Genomic DNA, 19,336 nt, shown 5'->3' on the forward strand with positions numbered 1-19,336 from the left:
CCGTGTTGAATCGGTTTCCGCTGTGGAAGAACCTGATGGTGGCCCTGGTGGTCATCATCGGTTTTCTTTATTCAGCTCCCAACCTTTATGGTGAAGACCCCGCCCTGCAGGTCACTGCGGCGCGTGGCGTAGAAGTACAAGTCGATACCCTCGACAAAATAAAGTCTGTGCTTGAGCAACATCAGCTGCCTGTGAAGTCGGCCGTGTTGGAAAAAGGGCAGATCCTGGTGCGTTTCAATAACACCGAAGATCAACTCAAGTCCAAGGAGTGGGTTTCCCAGGCGCTGGGTGAGCAGTTTATTGTCGCCCTGAACCTGGCGCCAGCCACGCCGGATTGGCTCACTGCTATCGGTGCCGGCCCTCTTAAACTGGGTCTGGATTTGCGTGGCGGCGTTCACTTCCTGATGGAAGTCGACATGGTTGAGGCCATTGCCAAATCACAGGATCAACTGGTGCAAGATTTCCGCACCGAACTGCGCGAGCAAAATCTGCGTTACTCCGGCGTGCGTCGTGAAAGCGACAGCGTTGTCATCTCATTCCGTGACAGCGATGTACAGCAGAAGGCGTTGGCAGAGCTGCGCAATAAGCATAGGGATCTGGAGCTGACCGATCGCGAAGTGAATGGCCAGTATCAACTTGTGGCCAAGCTGACCGAACAGCGCATTAAAGAGATCAAGAACTACGCGCTTGAGCAGAACATCACCATCATCCGCAACCGCGTCAACGAATTGGGTGTTGCCGAGCCACTGGTGCAGCGTCAGGGTTCGGAACGTATCGTGATTGAGTTGCCAGGGATCCAGGATACCGCTCGTGCCAAGGAGATCCTCGGCGCGACCGCAACGTTGGAATTCCGCATGGTCGATGACACCGCCGACCTGCAAAGCGCAGCGGCTGGCCGGGTTCCGGCTAACGCGCAGTTGTACACCACTCGCGAAGGCCGGCCTGTCGTGCTGCAAAAGCGGGTTATCCTGACCGGTAACCACATCGTGGACGCCAAATCTGGTTCCGATGAGTACGGCCGTCCGCAAGTGAGTATCAGCCTGGATTCGCAGGGCGGGAACAAGATGTCGACCTTTACCAAAGATGCCGTTGGTAAATCGATGGCGACGGTTTTCATCGAGTTCAAGCCGGAGGGCGAGCCCGGCCCGGATGGTAAACGCAAGTTCCGCAAGCACGAGGAGGTGGTCAATGTTGCGACCATTCAGTCTCGTTTAGGCAACAACTTCCGAATTACCGGCATCGACAATGTGCAAGAAGCACATAATCTGGCGCTGGTATTGCGTGCGGGTGCGCTGATTGCTCCGATCCAGATCGTTGAAGAGCGGACCATAGGCCCGAGCATGGGTCAGCAGAACATCGACAGCGGCCTGCGAGCCATGGCGCTGGGGATGGGTGTTCTGGTGCTGTTCATGGCGCTCTACTATCGTAAGTTTGGTCTGGTTGCCAATCTGGCGCTGTGCTTTAACGTCGTGCTGTTGGTTGGCATCATGTCAATGATTCCAGGTGCCACGATGACGTTGCCGGGTATCGCAGGGATTGTGCTGACACTGGGTATGGCTGTGGATGCCAACGTACTGATTTACGAGCGTATTCGTGAAGAGCTACGCAATGGTCGCAGTCCGCAACAGGCCATCCATCTTGGTTATGAACGCGCCTTTGGCACCATTGCCGACTCCAACATCACGACTCTGATCACGGCGTTTATCCTGTTCTCTGTCGGTTCAGGTCCGGTCAAGGGCTTTGCGCTGGTACTGATGATTGGTATCGCCAGTTCGATGTTTACCGCCATCACAGGAAGTCGAGCCATCGTCAACCTGTTGTGGGGCGGCAAGCGTCTCAACGACTTGTCCATCTGAGGGTGATGAAATGTTCCAATTGTTAAAACCGGGTCATGTCATTCCCTTCATGCGACTGGCATTTCCGGCAACGCTATTTTCTTGTGTCATCATCTTGCTGTGTGTTTTCAGTCTGGCCACGCGCGGCCTGAACTGGGGGCTGGACTTCACTGGCGGTACCATCGTCGAGGTGAATTTCACGCAGGCCGCTGATCTTGACGACATGCGAACCGCCTTGAAGCAGCAGCAGATAGAAGGTGCCATTGTCCAGCATTTTGGCAGCACCCGTGATGTACTGATTCGTCTGCCACCGAAAGGTGAGACCAATCAGCAGCAGTTGGCCACCAAGGTGACTGTGGCGGCCAAGCAGCTTGCTGCGGATGCCAAGCTGACGCGGATCGAGTTTGTCGGACCTGCGGTGGGTGCCGAGCTGGCACAGAGTGGCTTTATGGCCATTGTCGCCTCCTTGCTATGCATACTGGCGTACGTTGGTTTTCGCTTCGAGTGGCGGATGGCGACCGGTGCTGTACTATCGCTGGCGCACGACGTGCTGGTCACGCTGGGCGTCTTCTCCTGGTTGCAGCTGGAGTTTGACCTGACGGTACTGGCAGCGGTGCTGACCGTAGTCGGCTATTCACTGAATGACACCATAGTGGTCTTTGACCGGGTCCGGGAGAATGCGCGCCGTTTGCGCAAGGGCGAGATGAGTGAAATTCTCGATATCTCGATGACCGAGACACTGAGCCGGACCCTGATCACATCCGGTACCACGCTGTTTACCGTGGTGGCACTGTTTGTGATGGGTGGCGCCTTGATTCATGGTTTTGCCACGGCACTGCTGATCGGGATTGGCTTTGGTACCTACTCCTCTATCTATGTTGCCAGTGCCTGGGCCATGTACCTGAAGGTCAAGCGCGAGCACCTGCTACCAGTGGAAGTCGAAAAGGACGACAGTGGTGTCGAATCACTGTGATATTAAAACCCCGCCTTGGCGGGGTTTTTTCATTCTGGTGGTCAATTAACCAGTGATGAACGTCAACGCCGGCTCTATAGCCCGCATCACTGCGCTGGGTTGCGTGATTGTCACCATAAAGAGGCATCCGTCCGCTGATAACGCGTATCTTCGCATGACAAACCGCGTGCCGCCTCGTAACATTAAGGACATCAAACCTGCTCAGGTTTTGGAGTCGATATTGAATCGCAGGAAACAGATGGCCTGGCTCGGCTGGGTCTCGGTGTTGCTGGTATTGTCCGGTTGCAGCAGCACACAAGGAAGTAAACAGGTTTCGGGCGGCGAAGATGTTCCCCTGGCAACATTGGCCGTACCGCAGCAGATTAGTTATCAAAGCGAACTGGCGCTGGCCAAGCTGGGGCAGATGCTTTCCTCGCCCGATCTGAATCCGGATCAGCGGGCGGAGCTGTTTTATGAGCGTGGCGTCATGTTCGACCGCGTTGGTCTCCGCACTATGGCCCGGATTGATTTCAGCCGAGCGCTGCGCGAGCGGCCGGATTTCGCTGAGGCCTACAATTTTATCGGTGTCTATCTGACGCAGCAGCAGAGCTTTGATGAGGCATATGAGGCGTTTGATTCAGCGTTGGAGTTGGCACCAGATTATGATTATGCCTATCTAAACCGAGGTATAGCCCTTTACTACGGGAAGCGGCCGGCCATGGCCGTTCAGGATTTGTCGGAGTTTTACCGTCGTCGCCCGGAAGATCCATATCGGGTGCTCTGGTTGTACATGGCTGAACGAAATGTCAATGCTGACCGAGCTCTGCAGGATCTGCAGCGTCGTTACAAGCAGCATGCGGGCAATGAGTGGGGCTGGAATATCGTTGGCGTGGTGGCTGGCGAGCAAGCGGAAAGTGATTTTTTCCAGATGGTTGCCCAACAGAGCGAGTCGAATAAAGAGTTGGCGGAGCGGCTATGCGAGGCCTATTTCTATCTGGGCAAGGTGTATCTAGCTCAAGGACAGGTCAAGCGCGCGGCCAGTTATTTTAAGTTATCGATGGCCAGCAATATCTATGATTTCATCGAGTACCGATATGCCATGCTGGAGTTGGGATTGCTCGATCCGTCTTTGGAAAAAGCGGATGACGATGAGGTGATGTAAGCCGGTATCGGTTTACAAGCAAGGCCCGATAATGTCGGGCCTTTGTCTTTTATTCTGCCTGCAGCATGCCGGCAATGCGGTGCCAATAGCCGTTACACTCCCTGGAAGCTGCTGCATAACGCGGGGCCTGACCTGTGGTCGCCGCCTGATGAAAACGCTGAATCCAAGCAGGGAAATCCGCTCCTTGTGGGCTCAGACGGATGATGTCGACCAGGCCGTGCATGCTGTCGATATCGTTCAGCAGGTTATAACAGTAGCCGGACTGGGTTTGTATACCATTGAGTACGAATACGGCTTGACCTTCCTGGCTCTCGGCTACGCGGCCTGATGGGTAAGCAAGGCATGCCAGCTCACACTGATCTTTCGGCCGATTCTCGGCTCTGGCGGTGAAGCAACGAGCCGAGTAAGCCAGCGGGAGCTGGCCGTAGGCGAACAACTCCACCTCAAAGCGATCCCGCAAACCGCGTGCGGCACACTCCTGCAGTACCTTCTGCAGCCAGTCGCGCGATAACTCGACAGGCATGACCCAGCGCGTCATGCCACGCTGAAGCAATAACGCTATGACATCGGCGTTATAGCAGTTGATGGCCGGGCCACAGATAAATGGCAAACCGGCTTCATGGGCTAATTGTATGGCGCCCATGTCGTTAGCCTCTATCTGCAATTCACCATTATCCAGCCACCGCTTCACCTCGTTCAGTTCGGAGGGTGCCTGGATGAGTGCCAACGTCGACAGTACGACTTCTTTGCCATGCTGGCGAAGTGCTGTGGCAATCTCCAGCCAGTCACCGAGCTTAAGTTCACGCCGTTTGCTGCATACGGTTTCGCCAAGGTAGATGATGTTAGCGTCTGATTCGGCCACCTGTTGATACAGTGTTTCGACATCGCCCTTGGGCCAAAAATAGAGTAGGGGACCCAATGATATTTTCATCTCGCTATTCCTGTTACTGCCACTGTTTGTGGTAAGCGCCCAAGGTGGTTTGACTGCCTTCGGATACGGAGGCCAGTTGTTGGTCCCAAGCCGTTGCGACCTGATAACGTTGTGGATCTTCCAGATAGCAATCGATGGCGGCACGCCAAACACGTGTTACCTGTTCCACATAGGCCGGGCTGCGTTGTCGGCCTTCAATCTTGACCGACTTGACACCACAGGCAAACAGCTCTGGCAGCAATGAGAGCGTATTCAGGCTGGTTGGCTCTTCCAGGGTATGAAACAGGTGGCCATCCACCCGGTAACGCCCCTTGCACAACGTGGGGTAACCCGCGTTCTCCCCGGCGGCGTAGCGATCGATCAGTACTTCGTTGAGCCGTGACTCAAGTCCGGAGGCTGTTTCTTGCCAGCGGACAAAACGGGCCGGAGAACAGGCACCGACGGTGTTAGGACTCTCGCCGGTCAGATAGGACGAGAGGTAGCAGCGACCTTCGGCCATGATGCACAGACTGCCAAAAGCAAAGACTTCGAGCTCGGCGCTGGTTTCTCGTGACAGCTGTTTGACCTGGTGGATCGACAGCACACGCGGCAACACAACCCGTTTAATATTGAAGGCTTGCTGATAGAAACGGATCGCGGCGGCATTGGTTGCCGAGGCCTGGACTGAGAGATGCAGTTCGACATGGGGGTAGTGGCGATAGGCATAGTCGAGAACTGCAATGTCGGCAATGATCAACGCATCTGCACCCAGCTGGACGGCTTTATCGACCGCCTTTTGCCAGCGTTCTGTCGCCCCGGGATGAGCAAAGGTGTTAATGGCAACATGCAGCTTGCGGCCGTGCTGGTGTACATAGTCGACTGCACGTTGCAACTTTTTGTCATCAAAGTTGAGGCCAGCGAAATGCCGCGCGTTGGTATCATCCTTAAAGCCGATGAAAACCGCGTCGGCGCCACCATCGATAGCGGCCTTCAAGGCCGGCAGGTTTCCGGCAGGACAGAGTAATTCCATACAGGTGCTCCACAATTTCGTGATGGCGATTTTAATCAGCCTGGTGGAGCTATGTTTTGACTTGAGGCAGTTTTCATCCCGCGAGCCGAATAAAGTTGATTTTCAACAGAATTTACCCGCTTGAAATATGATTAGATGCGCAACAAATGACAGGAGACAACTCACGTGTTTAATCAACTGCATAGTCACTTGGTCCGCAAGGCGCCTTCTTTGCTGCGCGCCCCCGCGCGCTGGCTACCGTTCGCGCTACAACAAAAGATGATGGGTTCCTTGCTGACGACCATATTCAGCGAAGCGCTGGCAGACGGCGATTTCGAATTTCTGACCGGCCGCTGGTTGCAAATCGAGGTAAGAGATTTGCAACTGGTCTGGTTTATTTCTTATGCCGACTCGCGGCTGGTGATTGCGGAAAAGACGCCGCACGTTGATGTGACCTTTTCCGCTGAACTCAACGATTTGGTGTTGATTGCCGGGCGTAAAGAGGATCCGGATAGCCTGTTTTTCCAGCGGCGTTTGCGTATCGAAGGTGACACCGAGCTCGGGTTGGAGGTCAAGAACTTGATGGACAGTATTGATTTAACAATATTGCCGTCAGTCTTAAGGTATGGATTGCAGGACTTTGCCAGTTTTGTGCAACGAGGTCTGGCCGTTCCTCAGCCCTGAGGGGGCGATAAACGGTGACGGGAAACGGCACGTTTTGCACAGCGCTTTCCCATATCCCTTTTGGGCAACAGGTGAGACAACCCAGTTGTGGCGTGGTACCATCGTGCGCCCTGTTTAGTCATCAGCTGTCATCATGTTGGACAATATTCGCATCGTTCTGGTTAATACCTCTCACTCTGGCAATATCGGCTCCGCCGCCCGGGCCATGAAGACGATGGGGATCCATGATCTGGTGCTTGTCGACCCCGCAGAGTTGCCCGATGGGCGCGCGACCGCGATGGCGGCTGGCGCTGTGGATGTGCTGGCCAATTTGCGGATCGTGCCCACATTGAGTGAGGCGGTTGCCGACTGTGGTCTGGTTATCGGTAGCAGTGCACGTAGCCGTACGCTGGAGTGGCCATTGCTCGATCCGCGTCAGGCTGGGGCACAGGCGATCCAGGAGGCGCGTCAGCACAAAGTGGCATTCGTCTTTGGCCGTGAACGTACCGGTTTGACGAATGATGAGTTGCAGCAGTGTCACTACCATGTTTGCATCCCCGCCAATCCGCAATACAGCTCATTAAATCTGGCCATGGCTGTGCAGACCCTGTGTTACGAGATCCGCATGCACGCTCTGGCGGCAGAGGCGAACGTCGCTGAGATTGATGAGGAACAAGTCTATCCGCAACAGTTAGAATTGGATCGCTTCTATATCCATCTGGAGCAGACGCTTCGCGATATCACTTTCCTGCGACCAGATCATCCTGGTCAGGTGATGGGCAAGTTGCGACGTTTGTTCAATCGCTGCCGGCCGGATAGCCAAGAACTGAACATACTGCGGGGTATTTTAACCGCGGTACAGAAGGGGCGACGTAATACCTGAGTTCAATTGAGGGTTATATACTTGACCAAAAAAGTCAGGTATGGAAAGATGTACCCAGAGTGAACAATGAGGGTTGCCAAGCCATGAGACTGACATCGAAAGGACGTTATGCCGTAACTGCCATGCTGGATGTGGCCTTGCATGCTGAGCAGGGGCCGGTTCCGCTGGCCGATATCTCCGAGCGGCAGGGTATTTCGCTCTCATACCTGGAACAGCTGTTTTCAAAGTTGCGCAAGCAAGGTCTGGTGGCCAGTGTGCGGGGACCAGGCGGTGGGTATCGTCTCGGCTTGTCGGCTGATGACATATCCATCAGCAAGGTCATCGCAGCGGTGAATGAGTCTGTTGAAGCCACCCGCTGTCATGGCGAGCAGGGCTGTCAGGGTGGAACCCGTTGTCTGACCCATTCCTTATGGCGTGATTTGAGTGACCGAATCAGTCATTTTCTCGACGAGATCACGCTCGGCGAACTGGTGCGTCAAGCCGAAGTGAAACAGATTGCCGAACGTCAGGACAAGCAAAAACAGGTGGCACATGTGGTAGCCCATAAGCTAGACGTGGACGCCATGAGCGTTTCTGTTCAGCTGGGCTGATGTGACCACTTTACGAAATCGAGGTAATTGAGTAATGAAGCTGCCGATTTATCTGGACTATTCAGCAACGACGCCGGTGGATCCCCGCGTTGCCGAGAAGATGATGCAATGCCTGACTCTGGATGGCACCTTTGGCAACCCGGCCTCTCGCTCGCACCGTTTTGGCTGGCAGGCAGAAGAGGCTGTGGACGAGGCGCGTAATCATATTGCCGATTTAATCGGCGCCGATCCCCGGGAGATTGTTTTTACCTCCGGTGCTACCGAGTCCAACAATCTGGCCATCAAAGGCATTGCGCATTTTTACCAGAAGCAGGGCAAACACATCATTACCTGCAAGACGGAACACAAGGCGGTGCTTGACCCTTGCCGTTATCTTGAGGGTGAGGGATTTGAGGTGACCTACCTGGATCCGCAACCGAATGGTCTGGTCTCGTTGCAGCAAATCGAGTCAGCGATGCGTGACGACACCATCCTGGTCAGCTTGATGCACGTCAACAACGAAATCGGTGTTATCCAGGATGTGGCCGCCATCGGTGAGCTGTGCCGTGCGCGCAAGATATTTTTCCATGTTGATGCCGCCCAGAGTTGCGGCAAGATCCCCGTCGATGTCGAGGCGATGAAAATTGACCTGTTGTCGATGTCTGCACACAAAATTTACGGACCTAAAGGCATTGGTGCTCTGTTCGTTCGCCGCAAGCCGCGTGTGCGCCTCGAAGCACAAATGCATGGTGGCGGACATGAACGGGGTATGCGTTCCGGCACCTTGCCAACGCATCAGATCGTCGGCATGGGCGAGGCATTCCGCATTGCCAAGCTGGAGATGGTCGCCGAAGACGCGCGCATTTGCGCCCTCCGGGATCGGCTATGGAACGGCATCAAGGGTATTGAAGAGGTCTATGTCAATGGTGACCTGGAGCACAGGGTACCTGGCAACCTCAACGTCAGCTTTGCCTATGTCGAAGGTGAGTCCCTGATCATGGCATTGAAGGATCTTGCGGTCTCTTCTGGTTCTGCGTGTACTTCGGCCAGCCTTGAGCCTTCTTATGTGCTGCGCGCGCTAGGGCTGAACGACGAGCTGGCACACAGCTCCATTCGCTTCTCTATCGGTCGTTTTACTACCGAAGAGGAGATCGATTATGCCGTGTCGTTGATCAACGATGCGATCGGACGCCTGCGGGAGCTTTCACCCCTGTGGGATATGTTCAAGGAAGGCGTCGATCTGACCAAGGTCGAGTGGGTTCATCACTAATCCGGAAGGATGCAGTTAGTTGGAGGTGAGTCATGGCGTACAGTGAAAAAGTCATTGATCATTATGAAAACCCGCGTAACGTGGGCTCGTTTGACAAAAATGATCCGGATGTTGCAACCGGCATGGTGGGTGCTCCCGCCTGCGGCGATGTGATGAAATTGCAGCTTAAAATCAGCGCGGATGGCGTGATTGAAGATGCCAAGTTCAAAACCTATGGTTGTGGCTCTGCGATCGCATCCAGCTCATTAGTGACTGAGTGGGTCAAGGGCAAGACGCTGGACGAGGCCCAGGCCATCAAGAATACCGATATCGCCGAAGAGCTGGCGTTGCCGCCGGTTAAAATCCACTGTTCGATCCTGGCGGAGGATGCCATCAAGGCCGCCATCGCGGATTATCGTAAGAAGAAAGGCCTCGAATAAGTGGTAAGCAAGAAGGATAGATGAGTAATGGCAGTCAGCATGACGCACGCCGCCGCCGAGCGGGTCAAGAAGTTCCTGCAGAGCCGGGGCAAAGGCATTGGATTACGGCTGGGAGTCAAGACTTCTGGCTGCTCCGGTATGGCTTACGTGCTGGAATTTGTCGATGAGTTACAGGCTGAGGACGAAGTTTTCAGTGTCGAAGGCGTCAACATCATTGTCGATGGCAAAAGCCTCATCTATCTGGACGGCACCGAGTTGGATTTTGTCAAAGAAGGCCTGAATGAAGGCTTTAAATTTAACAACCCGAATACCAAAGGGGAGTGCGGCTGCGGCGAAAGCTTCACGGTCTGAACTCTCCATGAGTGTGAGTGCATGGTGAACTATTTCGAGCTGTTTCAGCTTCCTCCGCAATTGATGCTGGATACCGCGCTGTTGGCAGAGCGGTATCGGGCATTACAGCAACAATATCATCCCGACCGCTTTGCCGCCGCGCCGGAGTCAGAACGCCTGCAGGCGCTGCAGCACGCGGCCGAAATCAATAGCGCTTACCAGACATTGAAGGATGCGTTAAGCCGCGCAGAGTACCTGCTGTCGTTGCAGGGGCTGGATATCCGTGGTGAGCAGCAGACACTGCAAGACACTACGTTTTTGCTTCAGCAACTGGAGTGGCGTGAAGAGCTGGAGGCGTTGCGTGAACACGCCGATCCTGATGCCGCGATTCCGGTATTTGAACAGCGAATTAGCAGTGAATATAAACGTCTGAGTCAACAGTTGGAAACAGCGTTCAACGCAGCGCAGTGGATGGATGCGGCCGACCTGATTCGCAAGTTGAAATTTGTACGCAAGCTGCGTGATGAACTCAGTCGCCTCGAAGACTCATTAATGGATTTGTAACCTGATGGCATTACTGCATATTGCCGAACCGGGGCTCAGTGCAGCTCCACATCAACATAAATGGGCTGTGGGCATCGATTTGGGGACAACCAACTCGCTGGTTGCAGTCGTGCGCAGTGGTGTCGCCGAGACGCTGGCGGATGCCAGCGGCGAACATTTGCTGCCATCGGTCGTACATTACCAGCAAGACGGCGTGCGCGTCGGCCTGCTGGCCCGGAATGAAGCGGCGCTCGACCCGCGAAATACCCTGTCATCGATCAAGCGTCTGATGGGTAAGGCCATGCAGGATGTGTCTGCCGTCGGCCTGCCTTATCAGTTCAGTGCCAGCGATAGCGGCATGGTACAAGTCGAAACCATTCAGGGTGCGGTCAACCCGGTGCAAGTTTCGGCCGAGATCTTGCGTGCCCTGGCGCAGCGTGCCAGCACGACACTTGAAGCAGAACTCGATGGCGTCGTTATCACTGTGCCAGCCTATTTCAACGATGCTCAACGCCAAGCCACCAAGGATGCAGCCAGATTAGCCGGTTTGCATGTGTTGCGTCTGTTGAATGAGCCGACCGCGGCAGCCGTGGCCTACGGGCTGGATTCTGGCCAAGAAGGTGTCATTGCCGTTTACGATTTGGGCGGCGGTACCTTCGATATCTCGATCCTGCGTTTGCATCGCGGTGTATTTGAAGTGTTGGCCACCGGTGGCGATTCGGCACTGGGTGGCGACGATTTCGACCATCTGCTGGCGGACTGGATCCGCGAACAGGCTGGCGTCAGCGATGCCAACTTGTCTCCGGAGCAGCAACGCATGCTGCTCGACCTGGCCTGCGTGAGCAAGGTCGCGCTGAGTGATGCCGATTCTACCCTGGTCAGCTTCGCCGGCTGGCAGGGGCAGCTGACTCGCCAGCAATTTGAATCCTTGATTGAACCGCTGGTGCGCAAGACATTGCAAGCCTGCCGGCGAGTCATCAAGGATGCCGGCATCGAGTCCGACGAGGTTCGTGAAGTGGTGATGGTCGGTGGCTCGACGCGAGTACCGTTGGTGCGTCAACGAGTGGGCGAGTTTTTTAATCGGCCGCCATTGACCAGCCTGGATCCGGATCGGGTCGTGGCCATCGGTGCGGCGATCCAGGCGGATGTGCTGGTTGGCAACAAGCCGGACAGCGAGATGTTGTTGCTGGACGTGATTCCACTGTCGCTGGGCCTGGAGACCATGGGTGGCTTGGTCGAGAAGATTATCCCGCGTAACACCACCATTCCTGTGGCTCGTGCTCAGGAGTTCACCACGTTCAAGGATGGTCAGACCGCGATGGCCATTCATGTGGTGCAGGGGGAACGCGAGCTGGTAGCCGATTGCCGCTCTCTGGCGCGTTTTACCCTGCGTGGCATTCCGCCACTGGCTGCGGGTGCAGCCCATATTCGGGTCACCTTCCAGGTGGATGCCGACGGTTTGTTGTCGGTCAGCGCACTGGAGAAGAGCTCTGGGGTGCAGGCGGCAATCGAGGTTAAGCCCTCCTACGGCCTGAGTGAGCTGGAGATCGCCACTATGTTGCGCGATTCGTTACGCTATGCTCAGCAGGACGTCGCGGCCCGCATGCTGGCCGAGCAGCAGGTTGAGGCCGATCGTGTTCTGGAGAGCGTGCAACAAGCGCTGCAAGCAGATGGTGCGGCACTGTTGGAACGGGGCGATCGCATTGTAATTGAGACTGCATTGGCTAACTTGCTGGCCAGCCGCAATGGCGCCGATCCGGAGGCGATCCAAGCCGCGATTTCCGCGGTCGATCATGCTACCGCGGATTTTGCTGCGCGCCGAATGGACGCTTCAATTCGTCAGGCCCTGCAAGGGCAACAGATAGATAAGGTGTGATATGCCAAAGGTCATTTTTCTGCCTCATGAAACCCTCTGTCCTGATGGACTGGCCGTTGAGGCACAACCCGGTGAGACCATCCTGGATGTCGCGCTGCGCCATCATATCGAGATTGAGCATGCCTGCGAGAAGTCGTGTGCCTGCACCACCTGTCACTGTGTTGTGCGTGAGGGGTTCGATTCGCTGGAGCCCAGTGATGAGCTGGAAGACGATATGCTAGACAAGGCATGGGGGCTGGAGCCTGAGTCGCGCCTCAGTTGTCAGGCCAGAGTCAGTGATGAAGATCTGGTGGTCGAAATCCCCCGCTACACGATTAATCTGGCTTCCGAACGTCACTGATAGGGTGATGATGGTGGCAAGCACGCAGCAAGCAGAATAGAGTAAGGCCATCCCCGCAAGGGATGGCCTTCATTGTTTTTCACCGCCTAGAACAGGAATTATCAAAGATTATGTCCGCCATCATGAAAGTCATGCTTACTGACCATGCCGCCGACGCCCAGTGGGGTGATAAGGCCCTGACCAGTTTTAATCAAAATGGGGTTGCCATTCACCTCAATGGAGACGAAGCAGAGCGCTTGCGCCAAATCCAGCGTGCGGGCCGCCGTCTGGATGCCCAGGGGATCAAACAGCTGGCGCTGACCGGCACCGAGTGGGATCTGGAACGTCGTTATGCCTTCTATCAGGGGTTCTACAACCCGCGTGCCGGTCAGAGTCTCTATCTGGGAGACATGCCCGCCGAGGAGCAGAAACAGTTGGACTCTTTGCTGGAGGCAACGCGCTGGGTACGCCAGATCACCAATGGCACACCAGAGGAGATCTATCCGCAGTCCCTGGCCGAGCAGGCCGCCGATTTTATCGCGCGTCAGGCATGGGAGAAGGTCAGTTTCGAGATCATCAGTGGTGATGCCCTGCTTGAACAGGGCCATGTCGGCATCTACCAGGTTGGTCGTGGCAGTGTGAGAGCCCCTGTGCTGCTGAAGCTGGATTTCAATCCTAGTGGTGATGCGCAGGCACCGGTGGCGGCCTGTCTGGTCGGTAAGGGGATTACCTTCGACTCCGGCGGCTACAGCCTCAAGAGCTCGGATAACATGTTACCGATGAAATCGGACATGGGGGGCGCCGCCATGGTCAGCGGGGCTCTGGCGCTGGCGATTCGGCAAGGCTTGAATCAGCGGGTGCAGCTCTTCCTGTGCTGTGCTGAAAACCTGGTCAGCGGCCATGCCTTCAAGTTGGGAGACATCCTCACCTATCGCAATGGTGTCTCGGTTGAAATTCTCAATACCGATGCAGAAGGTCGACTGGTGCTGGCCGATGGACTGCTGTGTGCCGCCGATAGCGGTGCGAAGCACATTCTGGATGCGGCGACCCTGACCGGTGCGGCAAAAATGGCCTTGGGGCGGGATTATCATGCGGTATTCAGCCTGGATGAGGCGCGCTCCCAGCAGTTGTGTCATTTCGCCAAGGCGGTCAATGAGAAGGCCTGGGCGCTGCCGCTGGAACCATGGCATTTGGCACAGCTAACCTCCAGTTTCGCCGAGTTGGGTAACGTCGCTTCCGCTGAAGGAACGGCGGGGGCCACCACGGCCGCGGCCTTCCTGTCGCGTTTTGTCCCGGCGGATGTCGATTGGATGCACATGGATTTGTCTGCCTCCTACCAGAAGAATGGTAACGACCTGTGGGCGCCCGGTGGCAAGGGACATGGCGTGCGAACCATAGCGCGCTGGTTGCTTGAGGTGACGGCAAAATGATGCAGGTCCAGCTCTCGCCGAAGCCGGCCCCGGCGGAGTGGGGAGAGGCCGCCCTGCTAAGTCATGCCACAGCAGGGTGGATGATTCACCACAGCGAGGCCTCGCAAATTCAGCAAGCCGCGCGTCGTCTGGCCAATATGGGCTTACGTGAGGTGCAACTGACCGGAGCCTGGACGCCGTCACTGCAATGGGCCTTTGCCCAAGGTTTTATGCTCAGCAAGGGCGAGGTCACGCTGCGCTGGGCCGACGCACCGGATGAGATTTTGCAGATGTTGGAACAGCGTTTGTTCTGTGCCAACTGGGTGCGCAAGCTGACCAATGCGTCACCTGATGCGTTAGGCCCACTGGAGCTGGCGCTGGAGACGGTGACGTTTCTCAGTGAGTTGGCTCCAGGGTTGATTACTCATCGCCTGCTCAAGGGGGATGCCTTGCTTGAAGCCGGGTGGGTCGGTTTGCATGCAGTCGGGCGCGCGGGGGCACAAGCGCCCGTGATGCTGGAGCTGGATTTTAATCCAACACGTGATCGGCGTGCCCCTGTGAGCACCTGTCTGGTCGGCAAGGGCATTACCTTCGATTCGGGAGGCTACAGCCTCAAGAGTTCTGAGGGGATGCTGACGATGAAATCGGACATGGGCGGGGCGGCGCTGCTTGCCGGGGCGCTTGGTTATGCCATCACCCAGGGGCTGACGCAACGGGTGAAGCTGATACTCTGCTGTGCCGAGAACCTGGTTAACGAGCAGGCCTGCAAGCTTGGTGAGATCCTGCATTATCGCAACGGTGTCAGTGTTGAAATTGTCAATACGGATGCCGAGGGGCGTCTGGTGCTGGCCGATGGTTTGCTGGCGGCAGTGGAGAGCGGTGCCACGCGTATTCTGGATGCGGCGACCCTGACCGGTGCGGCCTATATGGCATTGGGTGGAAACTATCATGCCATCTTTGCGTTGGATAAACCGGCGCAGCAGGCTTTTCTGGCCCATGCCGAACGGGCACAGGAGCCGTTCTGGTCATTGCCGCTCGAACCATGGCACCGTCAGCAGTGTCCATCTCATTATGCGGACACGGCCAACTCGAGGCCGGTCAAAGGGGGGGGACCAGGCGGGGCGTCGAATGCCGCCGGGTTTCTGTCGCGTTTTGTTCCTGCCGATGGTGCGGGATGGTTGCACCTCGATCTGGCCGCTGCGTTCTGTGATAACGGCAATCACCTGTGGGCACCGGGGGCGACCGCGTTGGGGATGGTGACGCTGGCTAACTGGTTACAAGATGTAGAACATGCGTCGTAAGCGAAGGTGACCAGCTATTCATGACCAGGGACGCATCAGCGTCCCTTGTCATAAGCGAGAGTCTATACCGCTCTAACTGGCACTGAATGGGGGCAGATCGTCATCCTCGACGTCCTCATCGCGCACGCTCAGATGGGGCAACGGGGTTCGGCTCGGGAGAGGAGCAGCCTTGCGTTCGCTGGCGAGCAGACTGGCCGGAGTGAGCTCGGGCAGCAAAATCTCGGGCTCAGTCGACGGCCTCCCCGGGGGCTGGGCACGCGTCACCACGGGGGTCCCCAACTTAGGTTCATTCTGCTCGGGGATCGGGTCCAGATGGCTGAGATCCAGCTTGGGTTCAGCCGGTTCGTCGCTATGGCCGGCGGCCAGTCCGGGCCCTGTGGTCAAACCAAATCGGTAACCACCGGGTTGTGGCGATCCGGGCCGGGATGAAGTCCCGGTGACTGGGGGCTGAGCGGGTATGGCTTGCTGCGGTGAAGGCGTGGGTCGCTGAGGCGACTGTGCTGCACCGGCGGTAGCAAACTGCGGCACACTGTCGCGACTCTTGTCTAATGGGCCTGGCTGACGGAACATCGCCCGCTCACTCACCGGGGACGCTTCAGGGGGCGTCCTCGGGTGAATGGCGGGCGTCTCCAGCCTGCTGCTGACAGGCGTGGGCACGCGCGCAGCCGGCTGCGGGCTGACCACAGTGGCAGGACGAGCGGTCGCCGGCGATGCATTATTGGTTGACACCGTACTGGTCGGGCGATTGGCAATCGGCAATGGGCGCGGCCGCACCATTTCCGATATCGGTTGCCGCGGTGGCGGGGTCGTGCGTGCACTCTGAATCACGCTGTCCAGCTGGCCCGGCGTGAGGCGGCGGCCTTCGCGCGCACTGCGCAATCCCAGCTCGATGAGCTCCATCACCTTCAATGCCTCTTCGGCCTGGACCGGTGCAGGCGTACCACGTTGAATGGCTTCGGCCATGCCTTGGTAGAACGTCAGATAACGACCCGGGATGTTGCTGAGGTCCTGAACGCGCTCCTTGTCACCTTGCAGCGTGGTCAGCCGACCAGGACGCGCATCGAGCCCGAATTGTGGATCCAGCGGTGACATGCCTTGCTTCAGCTGCTCTTCTTGGCTATCCAGCCCCTGCTTGCTATACGAACCCAGCGAGCCGTGAACCGTAAAGCGTGCAGCATGGGCAACCACCTGGGTACTGGCATGCAACACCACCCGGCGCTCACCGTATTGCAAGATGGCATGGAAGAAGTCGTCGGTCTTGGCGCCCGGGCGCTGGTGAGCCAAGTCCAGCCACAGGCTTTCCGGCTCACCGAATAGTTGCAAGGTCTGGTCCAGCAGGTGAGCGCCCAGATCGTACCAAAGACCGCTTCCGGGTACCGCCTGCTCGCGCCAGCGATCGCGCACCTGCGGCCGGTAACGGTCAAAGTGCGACTCCAGGTACAAGACCTCGCCTAATTCGCCACTGCCAATCAGCTGGCGTAATGTCAGAAAATCAGCATCCCAGCGGCGGTTATGGAAGACGGATAGCTGCAGATCCTGTTCGTGGGCAAGGGCAATGAGTTGCCGCGCCTCACGGCTATCCAGCGTGAACGGTTTGTCGATGACGACATGCTTGCCGGCAAGCAATGCCGCCTTGGCGAGCGGGAAGTGGGTGTCGTTGGGGGTAGCGATCACGACGAGGTCAATATCGGGATCTGCAAGCAGTTGCTCGGCATCAATACGATGCTGCACTTGTGGCCATTCGGCGCGGACTTTATCGCCATCGCGGGAGACGATGGAGTGTAAATGAATACCTGCCGTGGCATTGAGCAGCGGGGCATGCAGCGTCCGACCGGCATAGCCGTAACCGATCAAGCCTGCGTTGATGTGTTCGAGCATGTTCTCCTCCGTGATACCGGCGCGCAGGGGAAAGGTCCGGGCCGGAACTATTGGCGACAAGGGTAGCAAACGCCCGAAGGGACGAGAAGCGCTCTCGGTCGTGCGGCAAACGGCGGTGACAGGGCACCAGCTGTCAGCAATTATTGCTCAGGCGTTAAAACTTTTAAGAAAAGGTAACAAGCGCACATGTTATTGCTCGCGATTACCATATAATCGGCGAGCAACGCTGATAACAATTCTGGTCTTGAAAGGATCACGCCATGCTAGAACGCACTTTTTCCATCATCAAACCCGACGCAGTGGGCCGTAATTTGATCGGTGACATCTACCACCGCTTTGAAAACGCCGGGCTGAGCATCATTGCCGCGAGAATGTTGCATCTGACCCGGGAACAGGCTGAAGGTTTTTATGCTGAACACAAGGGGAAGCCTTTTTTTGACCCGTTGATCAAGTTCATGACCTCTGGTCCCATCATGGTGCAGGTACTGGAGGGCGAGGATGCCATCCGCCGCCATCGGGAAGTGATCGGTGCCACGGATCCCAAGAAAGCACAAGCGGGAACCATCCGCGCTGACTATGCGGCCTCGGTACAGCAAAATGCCGTACACGGTTCAGATAGCGTAACCTCAGCAGAGCGGGAAATTGCCTATTTCTTCTCGGATGAGGATATCTGCATCCGCACCCGATGAGTGATGTGTCAGATCAAAGACGCGGGAGGCATAGAGCCTCCCGCTTTTTATCCGCGAAAGTCTGTGTAGAAGCCATATAAAGCGTAAGTGGAAAGGCAGTGGTAAAATTTGTACAATGCGCGCCCTTCTCGGCGTCCACCCGTTGTGAGCTGGGTATTGTCAAAGTTAGTTGGGTTTTCCCGGAGTAAATCATGAGCGACACCAAAATCAATCTGCTGGATCTGGATCGCAAGGCGCTGCGAGCTTTGTTTGCCGAAATGGGTGAAAAGCCGTTTCGAGCCGATCAGATCATGAAGTGGATCTATCACTTCGGGTGTGATGATTTCTCTCAGATGACCAATGTAAACAAGGTGCTACGCGAGAAGCTCAGTGCGATTGCCGAAATTCGTGCTCCGGAGATCAGCCGTGAACAACGCTCCAGTGACGGTACCATCAAGTGGGCCATGCTGGTCGGTGATCAGGAAGTCGAGACCGTCTACATTCCTGAAGATGACCGCGCGACGCTGTGCGTTTCTTCTCAGGTCGGGTGTGCATTGGAATGCAAGTTCTGCTCGACGGCACAACAAGGTTTCAATAGAAACCTTAAGGTGTCGGAAATTATCGGTCAGGTATGGCGCGCAGCCCAAGTGATTGGCTTCTCCAAGGAGACTGGCAAACGTCCTATCACCAATGTTGTCATGATGGGCATGGGTGAGCCATTGCTTAACTTGGCGAACGTGGTGCCGGCCATGGAGCTGATGCTGGATGACTTCGGCTTTGGCCTCTCCAAGCGCCGCGTGACGCTTTCGACCTCAGGCGTAGTCCCGGCCCTGGACAAGTTAGGTGATATGATCGACGTGGCACTGGCTATTTCGTTGCATGCGCCGAATGACGCCTTGCGTTCCGAGATCATGCCGATCAACGACAAGTACGACATCCAGACGTTCTTGGCGGCCGTGCGGCGCTATCTTGAGAAATCGAATGCCAATCAGGGGCGGGTCACCATCGAGTATGTGCTACTAGATCACTTCAATGATGATATGCAGCAGGCGCATGAACTGGCCGAATTGTTAAAAGATACTCCATGCAAGATTAACCTTATTCCGTTCAATCCGTTCCCGGGCAATCCTTACGGCAAGCCGAGCAACAGCCGCATCGACCGGTTTTCCAAGGTGTTGATGGAGTACGGCTATACCGTGATTGTGCGTAAGACGCGAGGTGATGATATCGATGCGGCCTGCGGTCAGCTGGTAGGTGACGTGATCGACAGAACCAAGCGAACCTTGAAAAAACGGGTGCAAGAGCAGGGGATTTCCGTCAAAATGCTTTGAAATCCAGTC

19 protein-coding genes are annotated in these 19,336 nt (G+C 56.2%); 16 read left to right on the forward strand and 3 right to left on the reverse strand.

The features are described 5' to 3' along the window. The first annotated feature begins 2 nt into the window (after positions 1-2). The 3 genes from secD (at position 3) to nlpI (ending at position 3,949) form a co-directional block, all read left to right on the forward strand. Positions 3-1,856 (forward strand): protein translocase subunit SecD, encoded by a 1,854-nt coding sequence (gene secD, locus ACFOSS_RS16420; RefSeq protein ID WP_377154634.1) that lies wholly within the window; start codon positions 3-5, stop codon positions 1,854-1,856. A gap of 10 nt (positions 1,857-1,866) precedes the next feature. Beyond that, a complete protein-coding gene (gene secF / locus ACFOSS_RS16425; protein ID WP_377154636.1) occupies positions 1,867-2,808 on the forward strand; it encodes a protein translocase subunit SecF in 942 nt (313 codons plus the stop codon). Between the two features lie 220 nt (positions 2,809-3,028). Beyond that, positions 3,029-3,949: a lipoprotein NlpI gene (nlpI, locus tag ACFOSS_RS16430; protein WP_377154638.1), complete on the forward strand. Its 921-nt coding sequence runs from the start codon at positions 3,029-3,031 to the stop codon at positions 3,947-3,949. Positions 3,950-3,998: 49 nt separating this feature from the next. Here nlpI and ACFOSS_RS16435 read toward each other — a convergent pair whose 3' ends face one another. Both ACFOSS_RS16435 and ubiU read right to left on the reverse strand, forming a co-directional pair. Next, complete coding sequence (locus tag ACFOSS_RS16435) at positions 3,999-4,880, reverse strand: U32 family peptidase (protein WP_377154640.1); 882 nt, start codon at positions 4,878-4,880, stop codon at positions 3,999-4,001. A 13-nt stretch (positions 4,881-4,893) separates the two neighbouring features. Beyond that, positions 4,894-5,889: a ubiquinone anaerobic biosynthesis protein UbiU gene (gene ubiU, locus ACFOSS_RS16440; RefSeq protein ID WP_377154642.1), complete on the reverse strand. Its 996-nt coding sequence runs from the start codon at positions 5,887-5,889 to the stop codon at positions 4,894-4,896. A 165-nt stretch (positions 5,890-6,054) separates the two neighbouring features. Between ubiU and ubiT the strand changes: the two genes are divergently transcribed. The 11 genes from ubiT (at position 6,055) to pepB (ACFOSS_RS16495) (ending at position 15,450) form a co-directional block, all read left to right on the forward strand. Then, positions 6,055-6,552 (forward strand): ubiquinone anaerobic biosynthesis accessory factor UbiT, encoded by a 498-nt coding sequence (gene ubiT, locus ACFOSS_RS16445; RefSeq protein ID WP_377154644.1) that lies wholly within the window; start codon positions 6,055-6,057, stop codon positions 6,550-6,552. Between the two features lie 133 nt (positions 6,553-6,685). Then, positions 6,686-7,414, forward strand: coding sequence for a tRNA (cytosine(32)/uridine(32)-2'-O)-methyltransferase TrmJ (gene trmJ, locus ACFOSS_RS16450; RefSeq protein WP_377154646.1), 729 nt, complete (start codon positions 6,686-6,688; stop codon positions 7,412-7,414). Positions 7,415-7,497: 83 nt separating this feature from the next. Then, the gene (gene iscR / locus ACFOSS_RS16455) at positions 7,498-8,004 is read left to right on the forward strand and encodes a Fe-S cluster assembly transcriptional regulator IscR (protein ID WP_377154648.1); all 507 of its coding nucleotides are present in this window, start codon (positions 7,498-7,500) and stop codon (positions 8,002-8,004) included. A gap of 34 nt (positions 8,005-8,038) precedes the next feature. Further along, complete coding sequence (locus ACFOSS_RS16460) at positions 8,039-9,253, forward strand: IscS subfamily cysteine desulfurase (RefSeq protein WP_377154650.1); 1,215 nt, start codon at positions 8,039-8,041, stop codon at positions 9,251-9,253. Positions 9,254-9,285: 32 nt separating this feature from the next. Next, complete coding sequence (gene iscU / locus ACFOSS_RS16465) at positions 9,286-9,672, forward strand: Fe-S cluster assembly scaffold IscU (protein ID WP_377154652.1); 387 nt, start codon at positions 9,286-9,288, stop codon at positions 9,670-9,672. Positions 9,673-9,699: 27 nt separating this feature from the next. Continuing rightward, positions 9,700-10,023 carry an iron-sulfur cluster assembly protein IscA gene (iscA, locus tag ACFOSS_RS16470; RefSeq protein WP_377154654.1) on the forward strand — a complete coding sequence of 108 codons (324 nt, stop codon included), beginning with the start codon at positions 9,700-9,702 and terminating at the stop codon, positions 10,021-10,023. Between the two features lie 24 nt (positions 10,024-10,047). Beyond that, positions 10,048-10,566 carry a co-chaperone HscB gene (gene hscB / locus ACFOSS_RS16475; protein ID WP_377154792.1) on the forward strand — a complete coding sequence of 173 codons (519 nt, stop codon included), beginning with the start codon at positions 10,048-10,050 and terminating at the stop codon, positions 10,564-10,566. Positions 10,567-10,570: 4 nt separating this feature from the next. Further along, the gene (gene hscA / locus ACFOSS_RS16480; RefSeq protein ID WP_377154656.1) at positions 10,571-12,421 is read left to right on the forward strand and encodes a Fe-S protein assembly chaperone HscA; all 1,851 of its coding nucleotides are present in this window, start codon (positions 10,571-10,573) and stop codon (positions 12,419-12,421) included. Between the two features lies 1 nt (position 12,422). Beyond that, entirely contained in the window at positions 12,423-12,761 is a 339-nt protein-coding gene (gene fdx, locus ACFOSS_RS16485; RefSeq protein ID WP_377154658.1) for an ISC system 2Fe-2S type ferredoxin, read from the forward strand. A gap of 110 nt (positions 12,762-12,871) precedes the next feature. Then, the gene (gene pepB / locus ACFOSS_RS16490) at positions 12,872-14,170 is read left to right on the forward strand and encodes an aminopeptidase PepB (protein WP_377154660.1); all 1,299 of its coding nucleotides are present in this window, start codon (positions 12,872-12,874) and stop codon (positions 14,168-14,170) included. After that, positions 14,170-15,450, forward strand: coding sequence for an aminopeptidase PepB (pepB, locus tag ACFOSS_RS16495; RefSeq protein ID WP_377154794.1), 1,281 nt, complete (start codon positions 14,170-14,172; stop codon positions 15,448-15,450). Before pepB (ACFOSS_RS16490) ends, pepB (ACFOSS_RS16495) begins: the two co-directional genes overlap by 1 nt. A gap of 72 nt (positions 15,451-15,522) precedes the next feature. Here pepB (ACFOSS_RS16495) and ACFOSS_RS16500 read toward each other — a convergent pair whose 3' ends face one another. Beyond that, a complete protein-coding gene (locus ACFOSS_RS16500; RefSeq protein ID WP_377154662.1) occupies positions 15,523-17,328 on the reverse strand; it encodes an oxidoreductase in 1,806 nt (601 codons plus the stop codon). A gap of 260 nt (positions 17,329-17,588) precedes the next feature. Here ACFOSS_RS16500 and ndk point away from each other — a divergent pair, with 260 nt between their 5' ends. Then, positions 17,589-18,017, forward strand: coding sequence for a nucleoside-diphosphate kinase (gene ndk, locus ACFOSS_RS16505; protein WP_377154664.1), 429 nt, complete (start codon positions 17,589-17,591; stop codon positions 18,015-18,017). A 191-nt stretch (positions 18,018-18,208) separates the two neighbouring features. Further along, positions 18,209-19,327: a bifunctional tRNA (adenosine(37)-C2)-methyltransferase TrmG/ribosomal RNA large subunit methyltransferase RlmN gene (locus tag ACFOSS_RS16510; protein ID WP_377154666.1), complete on the forward strand. Its 1,119-nt coding sequence runs from the start codon at positions 18,209-18,211 to the stop codon at positions 19,325-19,327. Positions 19,328-19,336: the final 9 nt, after the last annotated feature.

Source organism: Pseudaeromonas sharmana, from assembly GCF_042649925.1.
Lineage (GTDB): Bacteria > Pseudomonadota > Gammaproteobacteria > Enterobacterales > Aeromonadaceae > Pseudaeromonas > Pseudaeromonas sharmana.